Source organism: Variovorax sp. YR266 (assembly GCF_900107295.1).
GTDB lineage: Bacteria > Pseudomonadota > Gammaproteobacteria > Burkholderiales > Burkholderiaceae_C > Variovorax.
The window spans coordinates 17745-37407 of sequence record NZ_FNPM01000002.1 but is presented as its reverse complement, the minus strand read 5'-3'; the positions used below and the strand labels follow the sequence as shown (position 1 = coordinate 37407).

Here is a 19663-nt window from a genome sequence, read left to right as displayed (position 1 = left end):
TCAGCCGCGCGAAGCCTGCGAAGGCCCCACGCTGCGTGCGAATGCTGCCGAAAGCAACAGCGCCAGCAGCGCCCCGGGCGCAACCACGCGGCCGATGGACGACAGCGCCGGAATGTCCGAAATCGCGATCAGCCCGAACGACACCACGGTCGTCAGGTTGGCCAGCATCAGCGACGCCAGCGTGTCCTCGTCGGCCCGCCCGGTGGTGCGCAGCTGGTCGAAGAACAGCGCGTAGTTGGACCCCACCGCCACGATCAGCAGCAGCCCCACCAGATGCAGGATGCCCAGCGCCGCCTGCAGCACGGCCATGCCGCCGAGCGTGAGCACCACCGCGAACACCAGCGGCTGGCACACGGCCAGCAGCCGGCGCCACGAACGCAGGTAGATGCCGAGCAACAGCACCACCGCCAGCGCGCCGAGCAGCACCTGCACGAAGGCCTCGTGCAGGTAGCGCTGGTACAGGCTCGCAAGTTCGCGGCCGACGTCGACCACCTGCACTTCAGGCAGGCCGGCCAGCGCCGCTTCCAGACGGCCCTGGTCGAACTTGGCGCCCGGATGCAGCACGACCAGCGTGCCCCAGCCGCCGCCCGGGCGCTGGTACATCAGCGTGTTCAGGACCGAGCCGAGCGGCCCGGCGGCCAGTTCGGCGCGCTGCACCAGTGGCAGCTTGCGCGCAGCCTCGATGTCGGCCAGGAACGGTCCGAGCCGCGAAGCCGGCAGCGGCATGCCCTTGGTTGCCTCTGCCAGGTTGGCGCGCAGCGTTTCGGCGTCCGGCAGGGCTGCGATGCGCGCGGTCTGCACCTCCACGCTGGGCAGCACGCGGGTGACCGTTTCGTAGCCGACGAGTTCGCCCTGATCCACCAGCGCATCGAGCCGCTGCGCCGCCGCCTCGGTGTTGCGCAGCGCGGCCTGCTCGTCGTCGCCATAGGCGACCACCAGCACGCCACCGTCGCTCGCGCCGATGTCGTTGCGCAGCATTTCGTCCAGCTGCTGGGCTGCCTTGGGCACCGGGCTCATCGCGCCAAGATCGGCGCGCCACAGATGGCCGCCCTGCCACAGCACCAATGCCAGTGCCGCCACCCCCAGCGCGGCCAGGGGCCAGCGCAGGCGCGGCAGGCCGCGCACCAGCGCGCCGGCCATTTGCGCCATGTACTTGCGCATGCCCATGCCGGTGGCACCGTCGGGCGCGAGCATCGGCAGCACATAACGCGTAGCCAGCGCCGCCGCGACAAGGCCGGCGATGGAGAACACACCCAGCTGCGCCAGCCCCGGAAAACCCGAGAACACCAGCGCCGCAAAGCCGCACACCGAGGTCAACAGCCCGAGCCGAACGGTCGGCCAGTTCAGGTCGCGCCAACGCTGCCAGCCGGTGCCGGCCACGGCGGCGCCACGCGCCTGGATGAGGTAGTAGATGGCGTAGTCGACCGTCTCTCCGATCAGCGTGCTGCCGAAGCCCAGCGTGAGGCCATGCACCGAGCCGAACACCAGGCTCACGCTCGCGGTGCCGATCACCACGCCCGTGGCCACGGGCAGGAAGGCGATGACCAGCGCGCGCGGCGATGCAAACGCCAGCAACAGCAGCCCGCCCATCACGATGCCGCCCACCACCGCGAGGTGGATCGCTTCGGTCTTGATCTTGTCGCGGCTCATCACCGAGAACACGGGCGGACCGCTCAGCAGCAGCTTGGGCGCGGTTGCGCCCATGTCGCGCGTCGCGGCCGCGTAGGCGGCGTGCACGCGCGCAATGGCGATGGCCTGCGCGTCGAGGTCGCTGCCGGCAGCGCGCGTGGTGGCGACCATCAGCGCGCGCGGCGCGGTGCGCGACATCCATACGCCGTCCTCGCTGCGCGGCGCGCTGGCGGGCGTCAGCTCCATGGCAATGCGCTGCGTCTCCCCGGTCGGGTCGCGATCAAGGAGGGGCTTGATCACGTTGCCGGCAGGCGTGCCCAGCATCGACAGCGTTTCGTTGATCGCGTCGCGCAAGCCCTCGACAGTGAACTGCCCGGGCGTGACGCCGGGCGACAGCTGGTAGCGGTGTTGGAGTACCCAGTTTCCCGCCTCGCTCCAGTCGCCGACGTCGCCGTTCTGGATCAGGTCGAAGAGCTTGCTCTCGCGCATGTCCTTTGCGACCGCGCGCGACACCGCGGCGCGCTGCTCGGCACTGCCGCCTTCGATGCCCAGCATCAGCGTGCGCGAGGCGACGCCGCTTTGCAGCTGCTCGATCAGCACGCGCTGGCGCACATCCGGGCTCTTGGGCAGAAAGGCCGAGAGGTCGGCGCCGATCTGCGTGCGCGCGACGACCACGGCGCCGCACACAAGCACCAGCAGCCACGCCAGCAGCACGATCGCCCTGCGCCGCCAGCCCGGCGGGCCGCCCGCCTGCTGCTGTGGCGTCACGGCGTGGTGCGTCCGGTGGCGCCGGACGGAGCCGCGTTGGCTGGCGCGGGTGCTGTCGCGCCCGGCGTGATGTTCATGGCCGAGCGGTCACCGCCGACGAACTCCATCTCGAGCCCCAGCACGTCGCTCGCGCGGCCGCTGATGCGGATGCTGCGCACCTGCGCGGCCAGCCGGCTGTCCATCGGCACGAGGTCGAGCGTCCACTTGGCAGCGGAGCCCGACACGGTGCTGCGGAAATAGCGCTGCAGCGTGGCGCCGTCGCCGGTCAGCGTGCCGCGCATGGCTTCGACCAGTCCGAGCAGCTCGGGCATGCTGTCGAGCGCCAGCGTGCGGTTGCGGCCGCCGCGCGACAACGTCAGCGTGTTGCCCTCGACCGCCATGGTCTCGACTCGCGGCGACAGCGTGCGGCGCACCAGCTTGTCGGGCGCATCGAAGCTCAGCGTGCCGCTGGCGTCGAGCGGGCCTTCCAGGCCGTGCACGAAGCGCTGTTCGGTGAAACGGGCCTCCCCGCTCTTCTGCTTGGCCAGCAGCGTCATCAGTTCGGGCAGGTCGAACGCCGCCCAGGCCGGCACGGCGCAAAAGGCCAGTGCGAGCACGCATGCCCTGCAAAGCCAGTCAAGCCGCATCTTCGAGCCAGAAATCATGGAAATTGAACCAGTTGTAGGGATACGCGCGGCACAGCGCTTCGAGGCGTGCCACATAGGCTTCGACGGCAGCACGAATGCGCGCTTCGCGCTCCGCGGGGCTGCAAGCCGGCTCGCCGAAGTCGGCCAGCGGGTCGAATCGCACGTCATAGCGGGCACCGCCGCCGTAGAGCCCGGCCATGAAGAACACCTTGCGACGCAGCAAGGCCGCCAGGCGGAAAGGACCATCGTTGAAAACTGCGGGCTGCCCGAGGAACGGCAGCACGATGTTGTTGCCGCGCTGATGCGCGGGCTGGTCTTCGCTGCCCGGCAGCGTGCGGTCGGCCAGCATGCCGCCCAGGCCGCCGCCGTCGAGCCAGTCGCGCAGGGCCAGCATCGAATGCGGCCGGCCCAGCGCGATGACGTGCGGCCGCAGCTCGGGCACGGCAATGGTGTTGAGGACGGCCGTGATGCGCTGCGCGTTGTCCGGATACATCAGCATCGCCAGGCGCAGGTTGCACTGGTGCGTCTGCTGCTTGCAGGCGCCGAGCACCTCGAAGCTGCCGATGTGGGCGCCGAGCAGAAAGGCGCCCCGCCCCCGCGCGATCTCGGCATCGATCGGTGCATTGCCCTCGATGCTGACCTTGAACAGGTCCAGGCGCCCACGCAGGAAATACACGCGATCGAGCACCGTCGAGGCAAAGGCGTGCAGCAGGCGGAAGCCGTCGACCCAACCCGCCTGCGGACCGATGGCCCGGAACAGGTAGCGCTTGATGTGCCGGCGCTGCGCCGGCGCGAACAGCAGGAAGTACAGGGCAATCGGCGGCAGCAGGAGGCGCGTGACGTGGCGTCCGCACACCAGCGCCATGAAAACGATGAACCGCAGCGCCAGCATGTTGCTGCGCTCGGGCGCACGGGCCCAGTCGCCGCTTTCGCCGCGCTCGCCTTTCGGTGCCGCCTGCCCTGCCCTGGTTGCCTCTTTCACGGCGCGCGCCTCGACATCGGTGTGCTTCATCACGCGGACTCTTGCACGGCCGTCCAGCGGCCCGTGACAGCCACCACGCCGTCGCAACGCACGTCGAAACGCACGCCGCGACCGGGCCCGGCCTCCGGATGCAGCTCGATGGACAGCGCGGCGCCGGGCCGCACGGGCGCCAGGAACTTGGCCGCGGCGAGCGTGGGATGGGCGCCCAGCCGAGCCACCAGGGCCGGCACGCGGCGAATGGCCTCCATGACCTCGGCCAGCACCAGCGCGCCCGGCAGCAGCGGCTGCCCCGGGAAATGACCGGCAAACACGGGGTGGTCAGCTGGCACCACGTGGGCCATCTGCACCGGTGTGTCGTCTTCCGCTAGCTGCGCCAGCGCGAATTCGCGCAGCGCCCGCACGGTGAGCTTGCCCGTGCCTTCGCGCGGGAAGGCCTTGACCTGCACCACGCGGCGCGGCACGAACACGGGTTCGAGCCGCTGCCGCAGGGCCGCGATGATGTCGCCCGCCGACAGAGTGGGCGCCACCACGAAGGCCACCGGCCGCACGACACCGTCGGCCACCTCGTCGGGCAGCCAGAAGGCGCCGTCGTCCACGCCGGGAATGCTGTTCAGGTGAAAGTTCAGGTGCGCCAGAGAACTGCGCCGGCCCGCCACGTGGATCAGGTCGTTGGCCCGGCCGAACAGGCGAAAGCGGCGCTCGTCCAGCAGTTCGAGCACGTCTGCCATCGGTGTGGGCTCGGGAATGAAGTCGCCGCTGAAGATGAAGCGTTCGGGGCTACCGTCCGCCGAAGGCTCGGCGTGCACGCGGATTTCGCCGAATGTCTCCCAGATCTCGTTGTCGGTGGTGCGGCGCGTGGCGACCTGCCCCGACTCGGTACTGCCGTAGATTTCGAGCAGCACGCCGCCCATCGCCTGCTCTGCCTGCTGCGCGAGTTGCGGCGACAGCGGCGCGGTGGCCGACAGGATCAGGTCGACCGGCGGCAGCTCGATGCCCGAGAGCAGCAATGTCTTGAGATGGAACGGCGTGGTCACCAGCGCGCGGGGTCGCGGCACCGAGGCCAGCGTCTTCGCCACATCGGCCGGGAAAAACGGCCGGCCGCTTTCGAAGGCCGCGCCGCCCAGCATTGCCAGCAGCACCGACGACTCCAGCCCGTAGCTGTGCTGCACCGGCACGGTCGCGACCAGCGTCAGGCCTTCCAGCGTGGGGCGCTCGAGCACACGGCACAGCCGTTTCACGGCCACCGCGACGTCGCCCACCAGCGTGCCCCAGGTCTTGGCGTGCGGCTGCGGCACGCCGGTCGAGCCGGAGGTCAGCAGGCTGGCGGCGTGCATGGCTGCATCGATCTGCGGCACGGGGGCCTCAGAGCTCGCGCGGCTTTGGCTGTTCTCGATCAGCACGCGCTGCATGCCTGGCGTTTGCTGCTTCAGATCGTCGGTGAGCGCAAAAAGACGTGAGCCACCGGACTCGAGCAGGCGCGCGAGCGTGTCGGGCCGCGCGTCGGGCGGCAGCAGGCTGGCATGGCCGCGCACCAGCGCCGCGCCCAGACTCACGGCAAAGGCATAGCGGTCGACGCAGAGATTGACGGCGGAGCCCTCGCCCGGAAGCCCGGGCGCGAAGCGGGCCACGTCGGCCAGGAACTGCCGCGTGCTCACGGGCACGCCGGCGCGCCAGGCCAGGATGGAATCTGGGTCTCGGTCGGTGAGCAGTGGCAGGAAACGGGTATCTGTCGTCACGCGGGCGGCGCCTGTGTCATTGGCCGCCGGGGCTGGTGTCCACCGACGATGTGCCATAGAACGCGCGCACCGCATCCACGAGGCGCGTGCGTTCGAATTCGGGATGCAGCCGATAGCGCACAAAGTGCTCGCCCACAAAGAGCAGCGTCACCATCACGGGCGACAGCACATTGGCGAACAGCGACCAGTCGGAGAACGGCCGTGTCAGGTAGATGAGGATCGACGCCAGCACCGTCAGCGCGAAGAAGCCGGTCCAGATGCGCGTGAGCTGCGTGGTGTAGGACAGCATGTGCCCCTTGAGCGGGTGCACCCGCTGCGCGAACTGCGTGATCAGCGGCAGGCCCCGGCCGCGCAGCGTGGAGCCGAACCAGCCGCACAGCGCGGCGTTGATGGCCACGTGCTGCAGCACGTACAAGCGGTTGGGATCACCCGCCTCACCCAGGAAGACGAGCGAGAAGCCGCCCACGCCCAGAACGGCCACGGCGGCAAGGCCCCAGCGACCGAACCAGCTGGCGGCAAGGCCCATGGCAGCGAGCCAGAGCGGCCCGAGCAACACCACGACCGCCCACGGTTCCGTGGCATGGAACAGCGTCATCCAGTGGGACAGGCCGGCATACGCCACGCCTGCCACCAGAAGGAGTGCTATTCGCCATCGCGACATGGGATCAGGAAGCCACGCGATGCTGGGCGACGTGGGTCGCGAGCGTACGCAGCGACTGGAAAATCTGCTGGTTGCGTTCGTCGTCAGAACGCAGCTGGAAACCATAGCGGCGCGAGACTTCAAGCGCTACTTCGAGGATGTCGATCGAGTCGAGCCCGAGGCCTTCGCCATAGAGCGGGTCGGTCGGCACGATGTCCTCGGGGGCCACTTCGAGGTTCAGCGCGTTCACGAGCAGCACGGCCAGCTCTTTTTCGATCGGCGACTGTTCGGAGGCATCGCCAGTGGCGGGAATGGGGGGCTGAGCAGTCGATGACAAAAAAACCTCCTAAAACTTTTTCCTGAACTACCGTGCGGGCCGTGGATTATAGGAGTGCCGCTTGATTAGACTGCCCGCTTCGATACGACCGGAGCGCCCCATGGCCGACCCACTTCTGATCGCACGGCACGACGCCATCGAGTGCAGTCTTCTTCCCAGCCTGGCCAACCGCCATGGCCTGATCACCGGCGCCACCGGCACCGGCAAGACAGTCACCCTGCAGACCATCGCCGAAAAGCTCTCCGCCATCGGCGTGCCGGTGTTCATGGCCGACGTCAAGGGCGACCTGACCGGTATCAGCCAAAAGGGTGCCATCGGCGGCAAGCTGGCAGCCACCCTCAAGGAACGCGGCATCGAGGTGCCCGAGCCCTCCGCCTGCCCCGTCACGGTGTGGGACGTGTTCGGCGAACAGGGCCACCCGGTGCGCGCCACCGTCTCCGACATGGGCCCCCTGCTGCTGGGCCGCATGCTCGACGTGAACGAAACACAGGCCGGCGTACTGAACCTGGTGTTCAAGATCGCCGACGACAACGGCCTGCTGCTGCTCGACCTGAAAGACCTGCGCGCCATGCTGCAGTACGTGGGCGAAAACAGCAGCCAGTTCACCACCCAGTACGGCAACATCAGCGCCGCCAGCGTGGGCGCCATCCAGCGCGGCCTGTTGCAGATCGAAACCCAGGGCGGCGACAAGTTCTTCGGCGAGCCGATGCTCAACATCGCCGACTTCATGCAGACCGTGGGCGGCAAGGGGGTCGTCAACATCCTCGCGGCCGACAAGCTCATGAACTCGCCGCGCCTGTACGCCACCTTCCTGCTGTGGATGCTGTCCGAGCTGTTCGAGCAGCTGCCCGAAATCGGCGACCCCGAGCAGCCCAAGCTGGCCTTTTTCTTCGACGAGGCCCACCTGCTGTTCAACGAGGCGCCCAAGGCGCTGGTGGAACGCATCGAGCTGGTGGTGCGGCTGGTGCGCTCCAAGGGCGTGGGCGTGTATTTCGTTACGCAGAACCCGCTGGACATCCCTGACACGGTGCTGGCCCAGCTGGGCAATCGCGTGCAGCACGCGCTGCGTGCCTTCACGCCGCGCGACCAGAAGGCCGTGAAGGCGGCCGCCAGCACCATGCGCCAGAAGCCGGGCCTCGATATCGAGACCGCCATCACCGAGCTCGCGGTCGGCGAGGCGCTGGTGAGCTTCCTCGACGAAAAGGGCCGCCCGAGCGTGACCGAGCGCGTGTTCGTGCTGCCGCCCGGCAGCCAGCTCGGCCCCATCACGCCCGACCAGCGCAAGGCACTGATCGCCGGCTCGCTCGTCGCCGGCGTCTACGAGAAGACGGTAGACCGCGAATCGGCCTACGAAAAGCTCAAGGGCCGCGCCGACAGCGCACCCGACGCACCGGCAGCAACGCTGCCCGGCGGCAAGGATGCGGCGGAGGCCTCCGGCTCCGGCATGGGCGGCATGCTCAACGACATGCTCTTCGGCACCACCGGCCCGCGCGGCGCGAAGCACGACGGCCTGGTGCAGACCATGGCCAAGTCGGCGGTGCGCACCATGGGTACGTCTGTTGGCAAGGAAATCCTGCGCGGCGTGCTCGGCGGGATCTTCGGCTCGAAGAAGCGTTGACTTGACCGGCCCAGGGCCTCTGCCGGCGCGCTACCAGCGCAGCAGGCGTGGCCCGAGCGCGGCACCAACCAGCACCGGCACAGCGATCCCGCTCACATACCAGACCGCAAGGAACGGCGCGGTCAGTTCCATGCAGTGCAGCGCGTAGACCGCCGCGCCAATGCCCCCGGCAAGCGCCCCTGCCGCAGCCCCGGCCAGCGCCGGCCGCGTGGGCGCCATTCCCTTGAGCGCCACCATCGTGGCCGCGAACACCGGCAGCGCCATCAGCCCGATGCTCAGTGCGCAGACGCGCCATGACTGCCCCATCAGCGAGGGCATGCGCTCCTCTGCCGGCACGGTGAACCAGGCGATCACCGCCAGCACCCACACCGCGAGCACGGGCAGCACCGCGCCCACCCAGGTGCGCCGCGGCTCGACGCCCGGCCGCGCAAGCCGCTCCACGGCCACGAAGCCAGCCGCTGCGATGCACAAGGGAAACAGTACCTTGACCCAGAACATCGGCCAGAACATGGCCTGCACGATGTCGCGCCGCATGCCGTACTCGCCGAACAGGATCAGGAGCGAGAACGGCAGACCCAGCAGCACCGCCAGCCAGATGCGTCGGCTGGCACGGCGGCGCGGCACGGCCACCTCGCCGCTCGCCAGCATCGCGACCAGATCGTCGGTCTTCATGCCGCACCTCCCCAGCTGTTGCCGAACCGGGCCGCCAGCGCCTTGAGCCCCCTGTGAATGCCGACCTTGACCGCCGACTCCGACATTCCTGTCAGGCTCGCGGTCTCGGCAACCGACAGGCCTTCGATCTTCACGTGCACGATCGGCAGCCGCTGGCGCTCGGGCAGGGTTTCGAGCAGGCCGCCGAGGTCGCGCTTTGCATCGCTGGCCTCTTCGGCTGATTCGGCGAACACGGCCAGGTCGTCGTCCAGCGGGTCATGCAGGTCTTCACGGACCGACTTGGCGCGCAGCAGATCGATCATCTTGTAGCGCGCAATCGCATGCACCCAGGCCGTCAGCGGCTGGTCGCTCTGGTAGGTGTGGCGCTGGTTGTGCATGGCGAGCAGGCATTCCTGGACGAGGTCTTCCACTTCATCGGGCCAGCCAAAAAGGCGCTTGCCCAGAAAGGCGCGCAGGTGCGCGCTGAGTCGCTGCAGGAAGTCGCGGTAGGCCTTCGCGTCGCCGTCGAGGCCGCGAAGGAACAGGCTGCGCAGCGCCGCTTCCGCGTCGCTCGGGTTCGTCCTGCTGCCTACGGTGTTTCGTTCCATCGGGCTGGCTGGTTACAGCTTTGTCGAAAAAAGTTCCGGTGGATTGTGCCGCGAGCGGCGGCCGGCCCCCGGGCCGGAGCCTCAAGACACCCGCGCCGGCGTATCCACCACGAGGCCGACGGCCTCCTTCACGCACTGTTCGATGATCGGGCCGCTCTTGCTCCTGATCTTGTCCACGTCCTGCAGATCCGACACAGTGGCGTCCTTCATGACGCCATCGGCCGCGCAGGTGCACAACTTGGTGAGCTTTTCCTGCGACTTGTTCCCGCGCGATCCGGCGCTCTTGACGCAGCTGTCGATGAAGCTCGTCCTGAAGTTGGTCTTGAAGGCGGAATCGAAACCTTGCGAGAAGCCTTCGGTGGCCTTGTCGCAGGCAGACAGGCTCAAGGCGAGAAATACACAAAGAAGCGTGCGCATTGATTTCCTCCAGCAAAAGATGTTGTGGGTGCGGTCCGTCCACGCGCATTGTTGTTCAACATCCGCGGACCGCCGAAGCGCTGCAACCAAGGGCGCGCCCTCGCTTGCCAGCCGCACAAGTGATCGGTACATTGCATTTTTTGAGGGCTACCAATGTCTGCAGACAGCACAACGATCCCTTCCACCCCGGGCGGTGTCACGCCCCTCCCCCCACTCCATCCCTCGTCGTCGACCGGCCACATCCGCCTGACTTCGCACGCCGGCGGCTTCGGTGCGCTACCCATTCACTGGGGCGCGGCCACTGCAACCGAGCGCGGACCGGTAGTCGGCACCACCACCAAGCGGGCGCATCGCAACGTGATCGGCACGCACAGCGGCTCCTACAGCGTGTACCGCGCGCTGGCCGTGGCATCGGGTGCGCTCAAGCGCGAGCACAAGGCCGACCTGACCAACACCGCCCCCACAGACGTGATCGGCCCCTACCCGCAGTGGAGCGAGCCGGGCCGCATCGTGTCGCTCGATCCGTGGGGCGCCCTGGTGGCCGATGTGTTCGCCACCGAGCTGGCGGCCGGCTACGACATCCGCCCGACCATCGCGATCACCAAGGCCCACGTGATCCTGCCCGAGGTGATCGAGGCGCTGCAGAGCGGCCGGCTCAAGGCCGACGGCCATTTCCTCACGTCCGGCGGCGCGGCCATGGTCACCAAGGCCGCGATCGAGCCCGTTTGGTATCTGCCCGAGGTGGCGCGCCGCTTCGGCTGCTCCGAGACCGACCTGCGCCGGACCCTGTTCGAGGAAACCGGCGGCATGTATCCCGAGCTGGTCACGCGCTCCGACCTCGATGTGTTCCTGCCGCCCATCGGCGGGCAGACGCTCTACATCTTCGGCAACCCGCGCGACCTGGCCAACCCCGAGGTCGAGCTCACCGCGCGCATCCACGACGAGTGCAACGGCTCCGACGTGTTCGGCTCCGACATCTGCACCTGCCGGCCCTACCTGACGCATGCCATCGAGGAGTGCATCCAGGGCGCGCAGCGCGGCGGCGTCGGCCTCATCGCCTATTCGCGCAAGGAAGGCCGAGCGCTCGGCGAAGTCACCAAGTTCCTGGTCTACAACGCGCGCAAGCGCCAGGTGGGCGGCGACACGGCCGACCAGTACTTCGCGCGCACCGAATGCGTGGCCGGCGTGCAGGACATGCGCTTCCAGGAGCTGATGCCCGACGTCTTCCACTGGCTGGGCATCAAGAAGATCCATCGGCTCGTGTCGATGAGCAACATGAAGTTTGACGCGATCACCGGCTCGGGCATCGAGATCGGCGAACGCGTGAACATTCCCGACGCGCTGATTCCGGCCGACGCCCGCGTCGAGATGGACGCCAAGATGGCCGCCGGCTATTTCACGCCCGGCCCGGTGCCGGACGCCGAGGAACTGAAGAAGGCCAAGGGCCGGGGATTGAGCGAATGAGCAACCGCAACAGCGACGACAAGAACATGCCAGTCGACGGCTCCGGCAGCCTGCCGCCGGGGGGCGCGGGCAAGGTCGATCCGTCCATCGAATTCACCGCCGACACCGCGCACCCGGCCGGCGCAGCCAGCCTGCTGCGCACCACCGCCGCCATCCGCCAGCGCGCGGGCGCCCTGCTGGCACGCGCACGCCGGGGCGAATCGCAGTGGTTCCGCATCGGAAGCGACAACACGCTCGAAGACGCGGCGCGCACCGTCGCCGAGGTCACGCGCGAGCGCTATCCGTGGGACACCATCCCGTACCACAGCCGCTGGCGCCATTTCGAGGCCGGCGGCGTCAATCGCCTTGAAGAACTCGACGCATTGCTGGGCGAATGCGACGCCCGCCAGCGCGCCCGGGCCCACATCGACCTGGTGCTGGTGAGCGTGCTGCTCGACGCCGGCGCCGGCCCCGACTGGCACTACATCGAATCGGCCACCGGCGAGCGCTTCACGCGTTCCGAAGGGCTGGGCGTGGCGAGCTACCACGCGTTCATGAGCGGGCTTTTCTCGTCCGACCCAAACCATCCCTACCAGGCCGATGCGGCCGGCCTGCGCGGCCTGGTCACCGACCGGCTCGGCGACGCCTTCCAGGTCAGCGAGGTGAATCCGCTGGTCGGCCTGGCGGGCCGCACCACACTGCTGCGCCGGCTCGGAGAAGCCATGAGCGAGCAGCCCGAGACCTTCGGCGACGACGGCCGGCCCGGGGGCCTGTTCGACGCGCTGGTCGGCCCCTACGGCCCGGCCGCGCCGCCCACTGCGGAGATCACCGCGCACCAGATCCTCTCGCTGCTGCTCGAAACACTGTCGCGCATCTGGCCCTCGGCCAATGCCGTCGACAGCATCGCGGCCGACGGCAGCGACAGCACGGGCGGCATCGGCTCCGGCGACCCGGCGCTGGCGCTGGGCGACTGCTGGCGCCACAGCGCGGTGCGCGGCCCCGGCCTCACCAACGGCTGGATGCCGTTTCACAAGCTCTCGCAGTGGCTCACGTATTCGCTGCTCGAACCCTTCGAATGGGCCGGCGTGAAGGTGCGCCACCTCGACGCGCTCACCGCCTTGCCCGAGTACCGCAACGGCGGCCTGCTGATCGACAGCGGGGTGATCGTGCCGAAGGACCCGGCGTTTCTCACCCGCCGCTGGAAGGCCAGTGACGAATTCATCGTCGAATGGCGCGCGCTCACCGTGGCGCTGCTCGACGAAGTGGCGCCGCGCGTGCGCAAGGTTCTCGACCGCACCGAGGAAGAGCTCCCGCTGGCCTGCGTGCTCGAAGGCGGCACCTGGGCCGCGGGCCGGGCGCTGGCACAACGCTTGCGTGACGGTGCTCCGCCTCTGCTGATCGAGAGCGACGGCACCGTCTTTTAGACTCCCGGGTTCAGCAGCAACGATAGAAAAAATCCAATGAGCAACGTCCACCTCGTCAACCACCCCCTCGTCCAGCACAAGCTCACGCTGATGCGCCGCAAGGATGCGTCCACCAACAGCTTCCGCCGGCTCCTCAACGAAATCAGCATGCTGATGGCCTATGAGGTCACGCGCGACATGCCGATGCAGGACATCGAGGTCGAAACCCCGCTCGAGACCATGCAGGCCAAGGTCATCGACGGCAAGAAGCTGGTGCTGGTATCCATTCTTCGCGCCGGCACCGGCATCCTGGACGGCATGCTGACAGTGGTGCCCGGCGCCCGCGTCGGCCACATCGGCCTGTACCGCGACCCGAAGACGCTGACGGCCGTCGAGTACTACTTCAAGATGCCCGGTGAAATGGAGAACCGCGACGTGATCGTGGTCGACCCGATGCTGGCCACCGGCAACTCGGCCGTGGCCGCGGTCGAGCGCCTGAAGGAGCTCAACCCCAAGTCGATCAAGTTCGTCTGCCTGCTGACCTGCCCCGAAGGCGTGGCGACGATGCAGAAGGCCCACCCGGATGTGCCGATCTACACCGCCGCGATCGACCGCGAGTTGAACAGCCACGGCTACATCCTGCCGGGTCTGGGCGACGCAGGCGACCGTATCTTCGGCACCAAGTAACGCCCCGGCGTCCGATTGAAGGGCGCCGCGCTGCCCCCGGCAGCGACAAGAAGATTTCCATACCTCGAGGAGAAGCACCGTGACAGCACGCCGCCAGTTGATCATCCGTTCCGTCGCCATTGCCGCAGCACTTGCGGCCGGCGCGCCCGGCCTTGCGCTCGCGCAGGCCAAGCTGAAGGTGGCGGCGGTGTACACCGTGCCGTTCGAGCAGCAATGGGTGGGCCGCATCCACAAGGCGCTGAAGGCGGCCGAGGTGCGCGGCGAGATCGAATACAAGGCCACCGAGAACGTCAGCAACGCCGACTACGAACGCGTGATGCGCGAGTACGCCACGGCCGGCAACCAGCTGATCCTCGGCGAGGTGTTCGGCGTAGAAGCTGCGGCACGCAAGGTCGCGAAAGACTTTCCGAAGGTCGCCTTCCTGATGGGCTCGTCGCTCAAGCCGCAGGCGCCCAACTTCAGCGTGTTCGACAACTACATCCAGGAGCCGGCCTACCTGAGCGGCATGGTGGCCGGCGGCATGACGAAGAGCAATCGCATCGGCATGGTCGGCGGCTTCCCGATTCCGGAGGTCAACCGGCTGATGAACGCGTTCATGGCCGGCGCGAAGGAAACGAATCCGAAGGTCGAGTTCAGCGTGAGCTTCATCAACAGCTGGTTCGACCCGCCGAAGGCCAAGGAAGCGGCCTTCGCCATGATCGACAAGGGCGCGGACGTGATGTACGCCGAGCGCTTCGGCGTCTCTGACGCGGCCAAGGAAAAAGGCAAGCTCGCCATCGGCAACGTGATCGACACGCAGAGCCAGTACCCAGACACGGTGGTCGCGTCGGCCCTGTGGAATTTCGAGCCCGCGGCCGACCGCGCGATCAAGCTCGTGAAGGAAGGCAAGTTCGCGGCCGAAGACTACGGCGTGTACGCGCAGATGAAGCACAAGGGTTCAGAGCTGGCGCCACTGGGCACCTTCGAGAAGAAGGTGCCTGCCGACATCGTCGCCAAGGTGAAAGCCAAGCAGGCTGACATCCTCTCGGGCAAGTTCACGGTGAAGGTGGACGACGCGCAACCGAAGTCCACCGCAAAGTGAGCGCGCTGATGAAGATCCGCTGGGTTTCCCTTCTCGCGGCCGGCGTGCTGGCCCTTGGCCTCGCGGGCTGCGTCGGCGTCTACAAGGGCACCGGCGTCAGCATCAACAGCAGCACGCGCCTCGACGACACGCCGCGCATCGCGGTGCTCTCAGCCTTCGAGCCCGAGCTCAAGCTGTTGCTCACGCGCCTGCAAACCCCTGTGAAGCACAGCGTGAACGGCGTGGAGTTCACCACAGGCACGCTCGAAGGCAAGCCCGTGGTGCTGTTCCTGTCGGGCATCAGCATGACGAACGCGACGATGAACACGCAGCTCGTGCTCAACCGCTTCCGCGTGACGAACATCGTGTTCAGCGGCATCGCGGGTGGCGTGAATCCGTCTCTGCATGTGGGCGACGTCACGGTGCCGGCGCAATGGGGCCAGTACCTCGAAGTGCTGATGGCGCGCGAAACCGCGCCCGGCAAGTACGCTGCGCCGCCCTTCATCACCGACGCCACGCTGCCCAACTTCGGCATGATGTTCCCGCGCCCGGTGGAGGTGCGCTCGGCCGCGCGTCCGGAGATCCAGCGCAAGTTCTGGTTCGAGGCCGATCCGAAGATGCTCGAGGTGGCACGCAGCATCCGCAATGTCGACCTGGCCAACTGCAGCGCCGGCAAGTGCCTGCCGCGCAAGCCCCAGCTGGTGGTCGGCGGCAACGGTGTCTCGGGCCAGGCCTTCATGGACAACAAGGCCTACCGCGAATACACCTACAAGACCTTCCAGGCCAACGTGCTCGATATGGAAACCGCGGCCGTGGGCATGGTCGCCTACAGCAACGGCGTGCCGTACATCGCCTTCCGCTCGCTCAGCGACCTCGCAGGCGGCGGCGACGGCGAGAACGAGATGGGCACCTTCATGGGCATCGCGGCGGACAACTCCGCCAAGGTCATGCTGGCTTTCCTGGCTGCGTGGAAGTGACCCAGTCTTCTCTCCCTCCCACGGAGGGAGGAAGCGACGCCACCGTCCTGCGCCTCCAGGGCATCACCAAGCGCTTCGGCAGCCTCGTCGCCAACGACGCCATTTCCCTCGACCTGCAGGCCGGCGAAGTGCTGGCGCTGCTCGGCGAGAACGGCGCGGGCAAGTCGACGCTGATGTCGATTCTGTTCGGCCACTACGTCGCCGACGAAGGCAGCATCGAAGTCTTCGGCGCGCCGCTGCCGCCAGGCAACCCCAAGGCCGCGCTCGCGGCCGGCGTGGGCATGGTGCACCAGCATTTCACGCTGGCGGACAACCTCAGCGTGCTCGACAACGTGATGATGGGCACCGAGCCGCTGTGGCGCCCGGTGTCGCGCCGCGCGGCCGCACGCGCCCGGCTTCTCGACGTGGCCCAGCGCTTCGGGTTGCCGGTGCAGCCTGACGCGCAGATCGGCAGCCTGTCGGTCGGCGAGCGCCAGCGGGTGGAAATTCTCAAGGCGCTGTATCGCGGCGCGCGCATCCTGATCCTCGACGAGCCGACCGCCGTGCTGACGCCACAGGAAAGCGAGGCACTGTTCGCCACGCTCGCGCAGATGGTGGCACAGGGGCTGTCGGTGATCTTCATCAGCCACAAGCTCGGCGAGGTGCTGCGCGTATCGCATCGCATCGCAGTGCTGCGCGGCGGCAAGCTCGCGGCAGAGGCGCGCACGGCCGACACCACGCAGGCACAGCTGGCACTGTGGATGGTCGGGCATGCGGTCGATGCGCCGCAGCGGCGGCCAGCCAAGTCGGTGGGCGATGCCGTCTGCGTTCTCGACCACGTGAGCACCGCATCAGACAAGAACGGTGGGCAAGACCGGCTGCGCGAGGTGTCGCTGACGCTGCGCGCCGGCGAGATCACCGCCATCGCCGGTGTTTCCGGCAACGGGCAGGTGGCGCTGGCCGAACTGCTGTGCGGCACGCGCCGCGCCACGTCTGGCATGGCTCAGCTGATGGGCCGCGCCTTGCCGCCCTCGCCCGCCCGGCTGGTGCAGCGCGGTGTCGCGCGCATTCCGGAAGACCGGCATGCCGTCGGCGTGGTCGGCGACCTGCCGGTGTGGGAGAACGCGGTGTCGGAGCGCCTGCGCAGCCCGGTGTTCTCGCGCTGGTCGTGGATCGTGAAGCGCGCGGCCGCCCGCCTGCATGCGCGGCGCATCGAAAAGGCATTCGACGTGCGCGGCGCCGGCCTGATGGCGCCGGCCCGTTCGCTCTCCGGCGGGAACATGCAGAAACTGATTCTGGGCCGCGCCCTGCTGGCGCCCGAGCAGCCCGAAGCGGCCAAGGGCGACGACAACAAGAAGTACCCGAACCGCGCGCCGCGCCTGATCGTCGCGCACCAGCCGACCTGGGGCCTCGACATCGGCGCCGTGGCCTATGTGCAGCAGCAGCTGATTGCCGCGCGCGACGCTGGCGCGGCGGTGCTGGTGATTTCCGACGACCTCGACGAAGTGCTCGCGCTCGGCGACCGCGTGGCCGTGATGCACGGCGGCCATCTGGGCGAAGCCCGCCCGGCCGCGGCCTGGACACGCGAAGCCATCGGGCTGGCCATGGCCGGCGCGACGGCTGCCCACGCCAAGGGAGCCACGCCATGATGCGGCTCGAACGGCGCCACGAAACCTCGCGCACGGCGCTGGTGCTTGCGCCCATCGGCGCGGTCGTCTTCACCATGGCAGTCAGCGCGCTGCTCGTGCTGTGGGCCGGTGCGCCGGTCGGCCGCACCTACGCGCTGCTGCTGCAGGGCGGCTTCGGCTCGGTGTTCGCGTGGAGCGAGACGCTGACGCGCGCGATCCCGCTGATCCTCACCGGGCTGGCGGCCACAGTCGCTTTCAAGGCGCGGCTCTTCAACATCGGCGCCGAGGGCCAGCTCTATGCCGGCGCGCTGGCGGCCGTCGCCGTGGGCGGCATGCATGGCGGCACGGGCTTCGAGCTGTCGCCGTGGGTACTGTTTCCGCTGATGATGCTGGCCGCCGCCGTGGCGGGTGCGCTGATGCTGCTGGGCCCGGCGCTGATGAAGAACAAGCTCGGCGTGGACGAGGTCGTCACCACGCTGCTGATCAACTTCATCGTGCTGCTGGGCGTGTCGGCGCTGCTCGACGGGCCGATGAAAGACCCCAGCGCCATGGGCTGGCCACAGAGCGTGTCGCTGCAGTCCGATCTCGAACTCGGAAAGCTCATTGCGCAGACGCGCGTGCACACCGGGCTGCTATGGGCCGTGTCGCTCGCGGTGATGGTGTGGGCGGTCTTCAAGTACACGGTGCTGGGCTTCGACATCCGTGCCGTGGGTGCGAATGCACGCGCCGCGGCCTTCGCTGGCGTGCCGGTGACGCGCACCGTGGTGATGGTGGCGCTGCTCTCGGGTGCGCTGGCCGGGCTGGCGGGCGCGATCGAGGTGGCGGGCCGCACGAGCTACGTCACACTCGACATGTCGCCGGGCTATGGCTACACGGGCATCGTGATTGCGATGCTGGCAGGGCTGCATCCGCTGGGCGTGATCGCGGCTGCCGTGTTCGTTGCGGGCGTGCTGGTCGGTGCCGACACCATGAGCCGCGCGGTCGGCGTGCCCACGTACATCGCCGACGTGATCGTTGCCGCATCGCTGATCGCGGTGCTGGTGGCGACATTGCTGACGCAATACCGGGTGCGGATGAAGAAATGACGGACCTCCTCGACATCCTCGCCAACCCCGCCTTCTGGGTCGCGGTGCTGCGCATCGCCACGCCGCTGATTCTGGGTACGCTCGGCGTGCTGCTGTGCGAGCGCGCGGGCGTGCTCAACCTCGGCATCGAAGGGATCATGGTCGCGGGCGCCTTCACCGGCTGGCTCGCGGTGTATGCGGGCGCGCCGCTGTGGGTGGGCGTGGGCGTGGCTGCGCTCACAGGCATGGTGTTCGGGCTGCTGCATGCCTTTCTGACCGTCGGGCTTGCGCTGTCGCAGCATGTGTCGGGGCTGGGCATCACGCTGCTTGCCACCGCGCTCAGCTACTTCGGCTACCGCGTGAGCTTTCCGAAAGTGAACACGCCGCCGACCATCACGCCGTTTGCACCGATGGACTGGCTGCCGGTGCCGATCCTGAATGCGCAGACCGCGCTCACGCTGTTCGCGCTGCTGCTGGTGCCCGTGGTGGGCTGGGTGCTGTACCGCACGCCGCTCGGCCTCGCGCTGCGCATGGTAGGCGAGAACCCGCAGGCGGCCGAGAGCCAGGGCGTGTCGGTCGCGGCAACGCGCACCGGCGCCATCGTCGCGGGCTCGGCGCTGATGGGCGTGGCGGGCTCGTTCCTCACGCTGTCGGCCTTCAATGCCTTCTTCTTCAACATGGTGAACGGCCGAGGTTGGATCTGCGTGGCGCTGGTAGTGTTCGCTTCGTGGCGGCCGGGCAAGGCGCTGCTGGGCGCGCTGCTGTTCGCCTTCTTCGATGCGCTGCAGCTACGGCTGCAGCAATCCGGCGACGTCGTGCTGCCCTACCAGCTTTACCTGATGCTGCCCTACCTGCTGTCGATCCTGGCGCTGGTACTGGTGGCACGCAAGGCGAGCTATCCGCAGGCGCTGATGAAACCGTATCGCAAGGGGGAACGCTGATGATGACCACCCGGACCGCCACCGCCGCGCGAGGCGTCCTGCTCGCGGCGCTGCTGGCGCTGGGCGGCAACGGTGCTCATGCACTTGGCATGAACTACAGCTACGAGGCCTTCAGCACCGCCGACGCCGTGACCTGGGTGCAGATGTGCGGCACCTGGGGCAAGGACCACCAGGGCACCTACCGGGTGGTGCACGCCGAGCAGTACGCCCAGTCCTTCCTCTACGTGCAATGGATGACGCGCGACGCCAACGGCAGCCTGCATGCCGAGCACACGGTGGCGATCGCCGAGCTCGACAACGACCATGCGGAAATCTCGCTGTCCGACCTCACCTGCCGCGCCACGCCGCGCGGCATCGTGGTGACGGCCAAGGCCGACTCGGGGCACGACGAGAAGCTGCGCCGCGTGACCATCGAGGTCGGGCCTGCGCCGGGGCAATACCGGTACCGAGCGCAGAACACGCGCTGAAG

General features: G+C 68.3%; 19 protein-coding genes. 10 read left to right on the top strand and 9 right to left on the bottom strand.

The window, feature by feature from the left end; genetic code table 11:
- The 6 genes from BLW48_RS05695 to BLW48_RS05670 are packed head-to-tail and all read right to left on the bottom strand — an operon-like array spanning nt 1 to nt 6718.
- On the bottom strand, nt 1–2397 hold the full coding sequence (locus BLW48_RS05695; RefSeq protein ID WP_093173322.1) for an MMPL family transporter: 2397 nt from the start codon (nt 2395–2397) through the stop codon (nt 1–3).
- Nucleotides 2394–3023, bottom strand: coding sequence for a LolA-related protein (locus BLW48_RS05690; RefSeq protein ID WP_176928838.1), 630 nt, complete (start codon nt 3021–3023; stop codon nt 2394–2396). Before BLW48_RS05690 ends, BLW48_RS05695 begins: the two co-directional genes overlap by 4 nt.
- Nucleotides 3013–4035, bottom strand: coding sequence for an acyl-CoA synthetase (locus BLW48_RS05685; protein ID WP_093173320.1), 1023 nt, complete (start codon nt 4033–4035; stop codon nt 3013–3015). The genes BLW48_RS05690 and BLW48_RS05685 overlap by 11 nt, the downstream gene beginning before the upstream one ends.
- A complete protein-coding gene (locus tag BLW48_RS05680) occupies nt 4035–5741 on the bottom strand; it encodes an AMP-binding protein (RefSeq protein ID WP_093173318.1) in 1707 nt (568 codons plus the stop codon). Before BLW48_RS05680 ends, BLW48_RS05685 begins: the two co-directional genes overlap by 1 nt.
- 16 nt (nt 5742–5757) lie before the next feature.
- Nucleotides 5758–6402, bottom strand: coding sequence for a COG4648 family protein (locus BLW48_RS05675; protein ID WP_093073957.1), 645 nt, complete (start codon nt 6400–6402; stop codon nt 5758–5760).
- 4 nt (nt 6403–6406) lie between these two features.
- Nucleotides 6407–6718 (bottom strand): phosphopantetheine-binding protein, encoded by a 312-nt coding sequence (locus BLW48_RS05670; protein WP_093056949.1) that lies wholly within the window; start codon nt 6716–6718, stop codon nt 6407–6409.
- A gap of 100 nt (nt 6719–6818) precedes the next feature.
- Here BLW48_RS05670 and BLW48_RS05665 point away from each other — a divergent pair, with 100 nt between their 5' ends.
- The gene (locus BLW48_RS05665; RefSeq protein ID WP_093056950.1) at nt 6819–8336 is read left to right on the top strand and encodes a helicase HerA-like domain-containing protein; all 1518 of its coding nucleotides are present in this window, start codon (nt 6819–6821) and stop codon (nt 8334–8336) included.
- Nucleotides 8337–8366: 30 nt separating this feature from the next.
- Here BLW48_RS05665 and BLW48_RS05660 read toward each other — a convergent pair whose 3' ends face one another.
- The 3 genes from BLW48_RS05660 to BLW48_RS05650 form a co-directional block, all read right to left on the bottom strand.
- The gene (locus BLW48_RS05660; protein ID WP_093173316.1) at nt 8367–9008 is read right to left on the bottom strand and encodes an NrsF family protein; all 642 of its coding nucleotides are present in this window, start codon (nt 9006–9008) and stop codon (nt 8367–8369) included.
- A complete protein-coding gene (locus tag BLW48_RS05655) occupies nt 9005–9595 on the bottom strand; it encodes a sigma-70 family RNA polymerase sigma factor (RefSeq protein WP_093056952.1) in 591 nt (196 codons plus the stop codon). Before BLW48_RS05655 ends, BLW48_RS05660 begins: the two co-directional genes overlap by 4 nt.
- An 81-nt stretch (nt 9596–9676) precedes the next feature.
- Complete coding sequence (locus BLW48_RS05650) at nt 9677–10012, bottom strand: hypothetical protein (RefSeq protein WP_143047725.1); 336 nt, start codon at nt 10010–10012, stop codon at nt 9677–9679.
- Nucleotides 10013–10165: 153 nt separating this feature from the next.
- On the opposite strand from BLW48_RS05650, the gene BLW48_RS05645 reads away from it, so the two are divergent.
- From BLW48_RS05645 to BLW48_RS05605, 9 genes are all read left to right on the top strand, one after another.
- Nucleotides 10166–11476, top strand: coding sequence for a GTP cyclohydrolase II (locus BLW48_RS05645; protein WP_093173313.1), 1311 nt, complete (start codon nt 10166–10168; stop codon nt 11474–11476).
- A complete protein-coding gene (locus BLW48_RS05640) occupies nt 11473–12879 on the top strand; it encodes a URC4/urg3 family protein (protein ID WP_093173311.1) in 1407 nt (468 codons plus the stop codon). Before BLW48_RS05645 ends, BLW48_RS05640 begins: the two co-directional genes overlap by 4 nt.
- A 36-nt stretch (nt 12880–12915) precedes the next feature.
- Nucleotides 12916–13545: a uracil phosphoribosyltransferase gene (upp, locus tag BLW48_RS05635; protein WP_007837874.1), complete on the top strand. Its 630-nt coding sequence runs from the start codon at nt 12916–12918 to the stop codon at nt 13543–13545.
- 79 nt (nt 13546–13624) lie between these two features.
- Nucleotides 13625–14626, top strand: a complete 1002-nt coding sequence (locus tag BLW48_RS05630) for a BMP family protein (protein ID WP_093173309.1) — start codon at nt 13625–13627, stop codon at nt 14624–14626.
- 8 nt (nt 14627–14634) lie between these two features.
- On the top strand, nt 14635–15582 hold the full coding sequence (locus BLW48_RS05625; RefSeq protein WP_093056957.1) for a 5'-methylthioadenosine/S-adenosylhomocysteine nucleosidase: 948 nt from the start codon (nt 14635–14637) through the stop codon (nt 15580–15582).
- Nucleotides 15579–17210 carry an ABC transporter ATP-binding protein gene (locus tag BLW48_RS05620; protein ID WP_093173308.1) on the top strand — a complete coding sequence of 544 codons (1632 nt, stop codon included), beginning with the start codon at nt 15579–15581 and terminating at the stop codon, nt 17208–17210. Before BLW48_RS05625 ends, BLW48_RS05620 begins: the two co-directional genes overlap by 4 nt.
- Complete coding sequence (locus tag BLW48_RS05615; RefSeq protein WP_177142302.1) at nt 17210–18274, top strand: ABC transporter permease; 1065 nt, start codon at nt 17210–17212, stop codon at nt 18272–18274. The genes BLW48_RS05620 and BLW48_RS05615 overlap by 1 nt, the downstream gene beginning before the upstream one ends.
- On the top strand, nt 18271–19194 hold the full coding sequence (locus tag BLW48_RS05610) for an ABC transporter permease (protein ID WP_093173306.1): 924 nt from the start codon (nt 18271–18273) through the stop codon (nt 19192–19194). The genes BLW48_RS05615 and BLW48_RS05610 overlap by 4 nt, the downstream gene beginning before the upstream one ends.
- Nucleotides 19194–19661, top strand: coding sequence for a hypothetical protein (locus BLW48_RS05605; protein ID WP_371127540.1), 468 nt, complete (start codon nt 19194–19196; stop codon nt 19659–19661). Before BLW48_RS05610 ends, BLW48_RS05605 begins: the two co-directional genes overlap by 1 nt.
- The last annotated feature ends 2 nt before the right edge of the window (nt 19662–19663 follow it).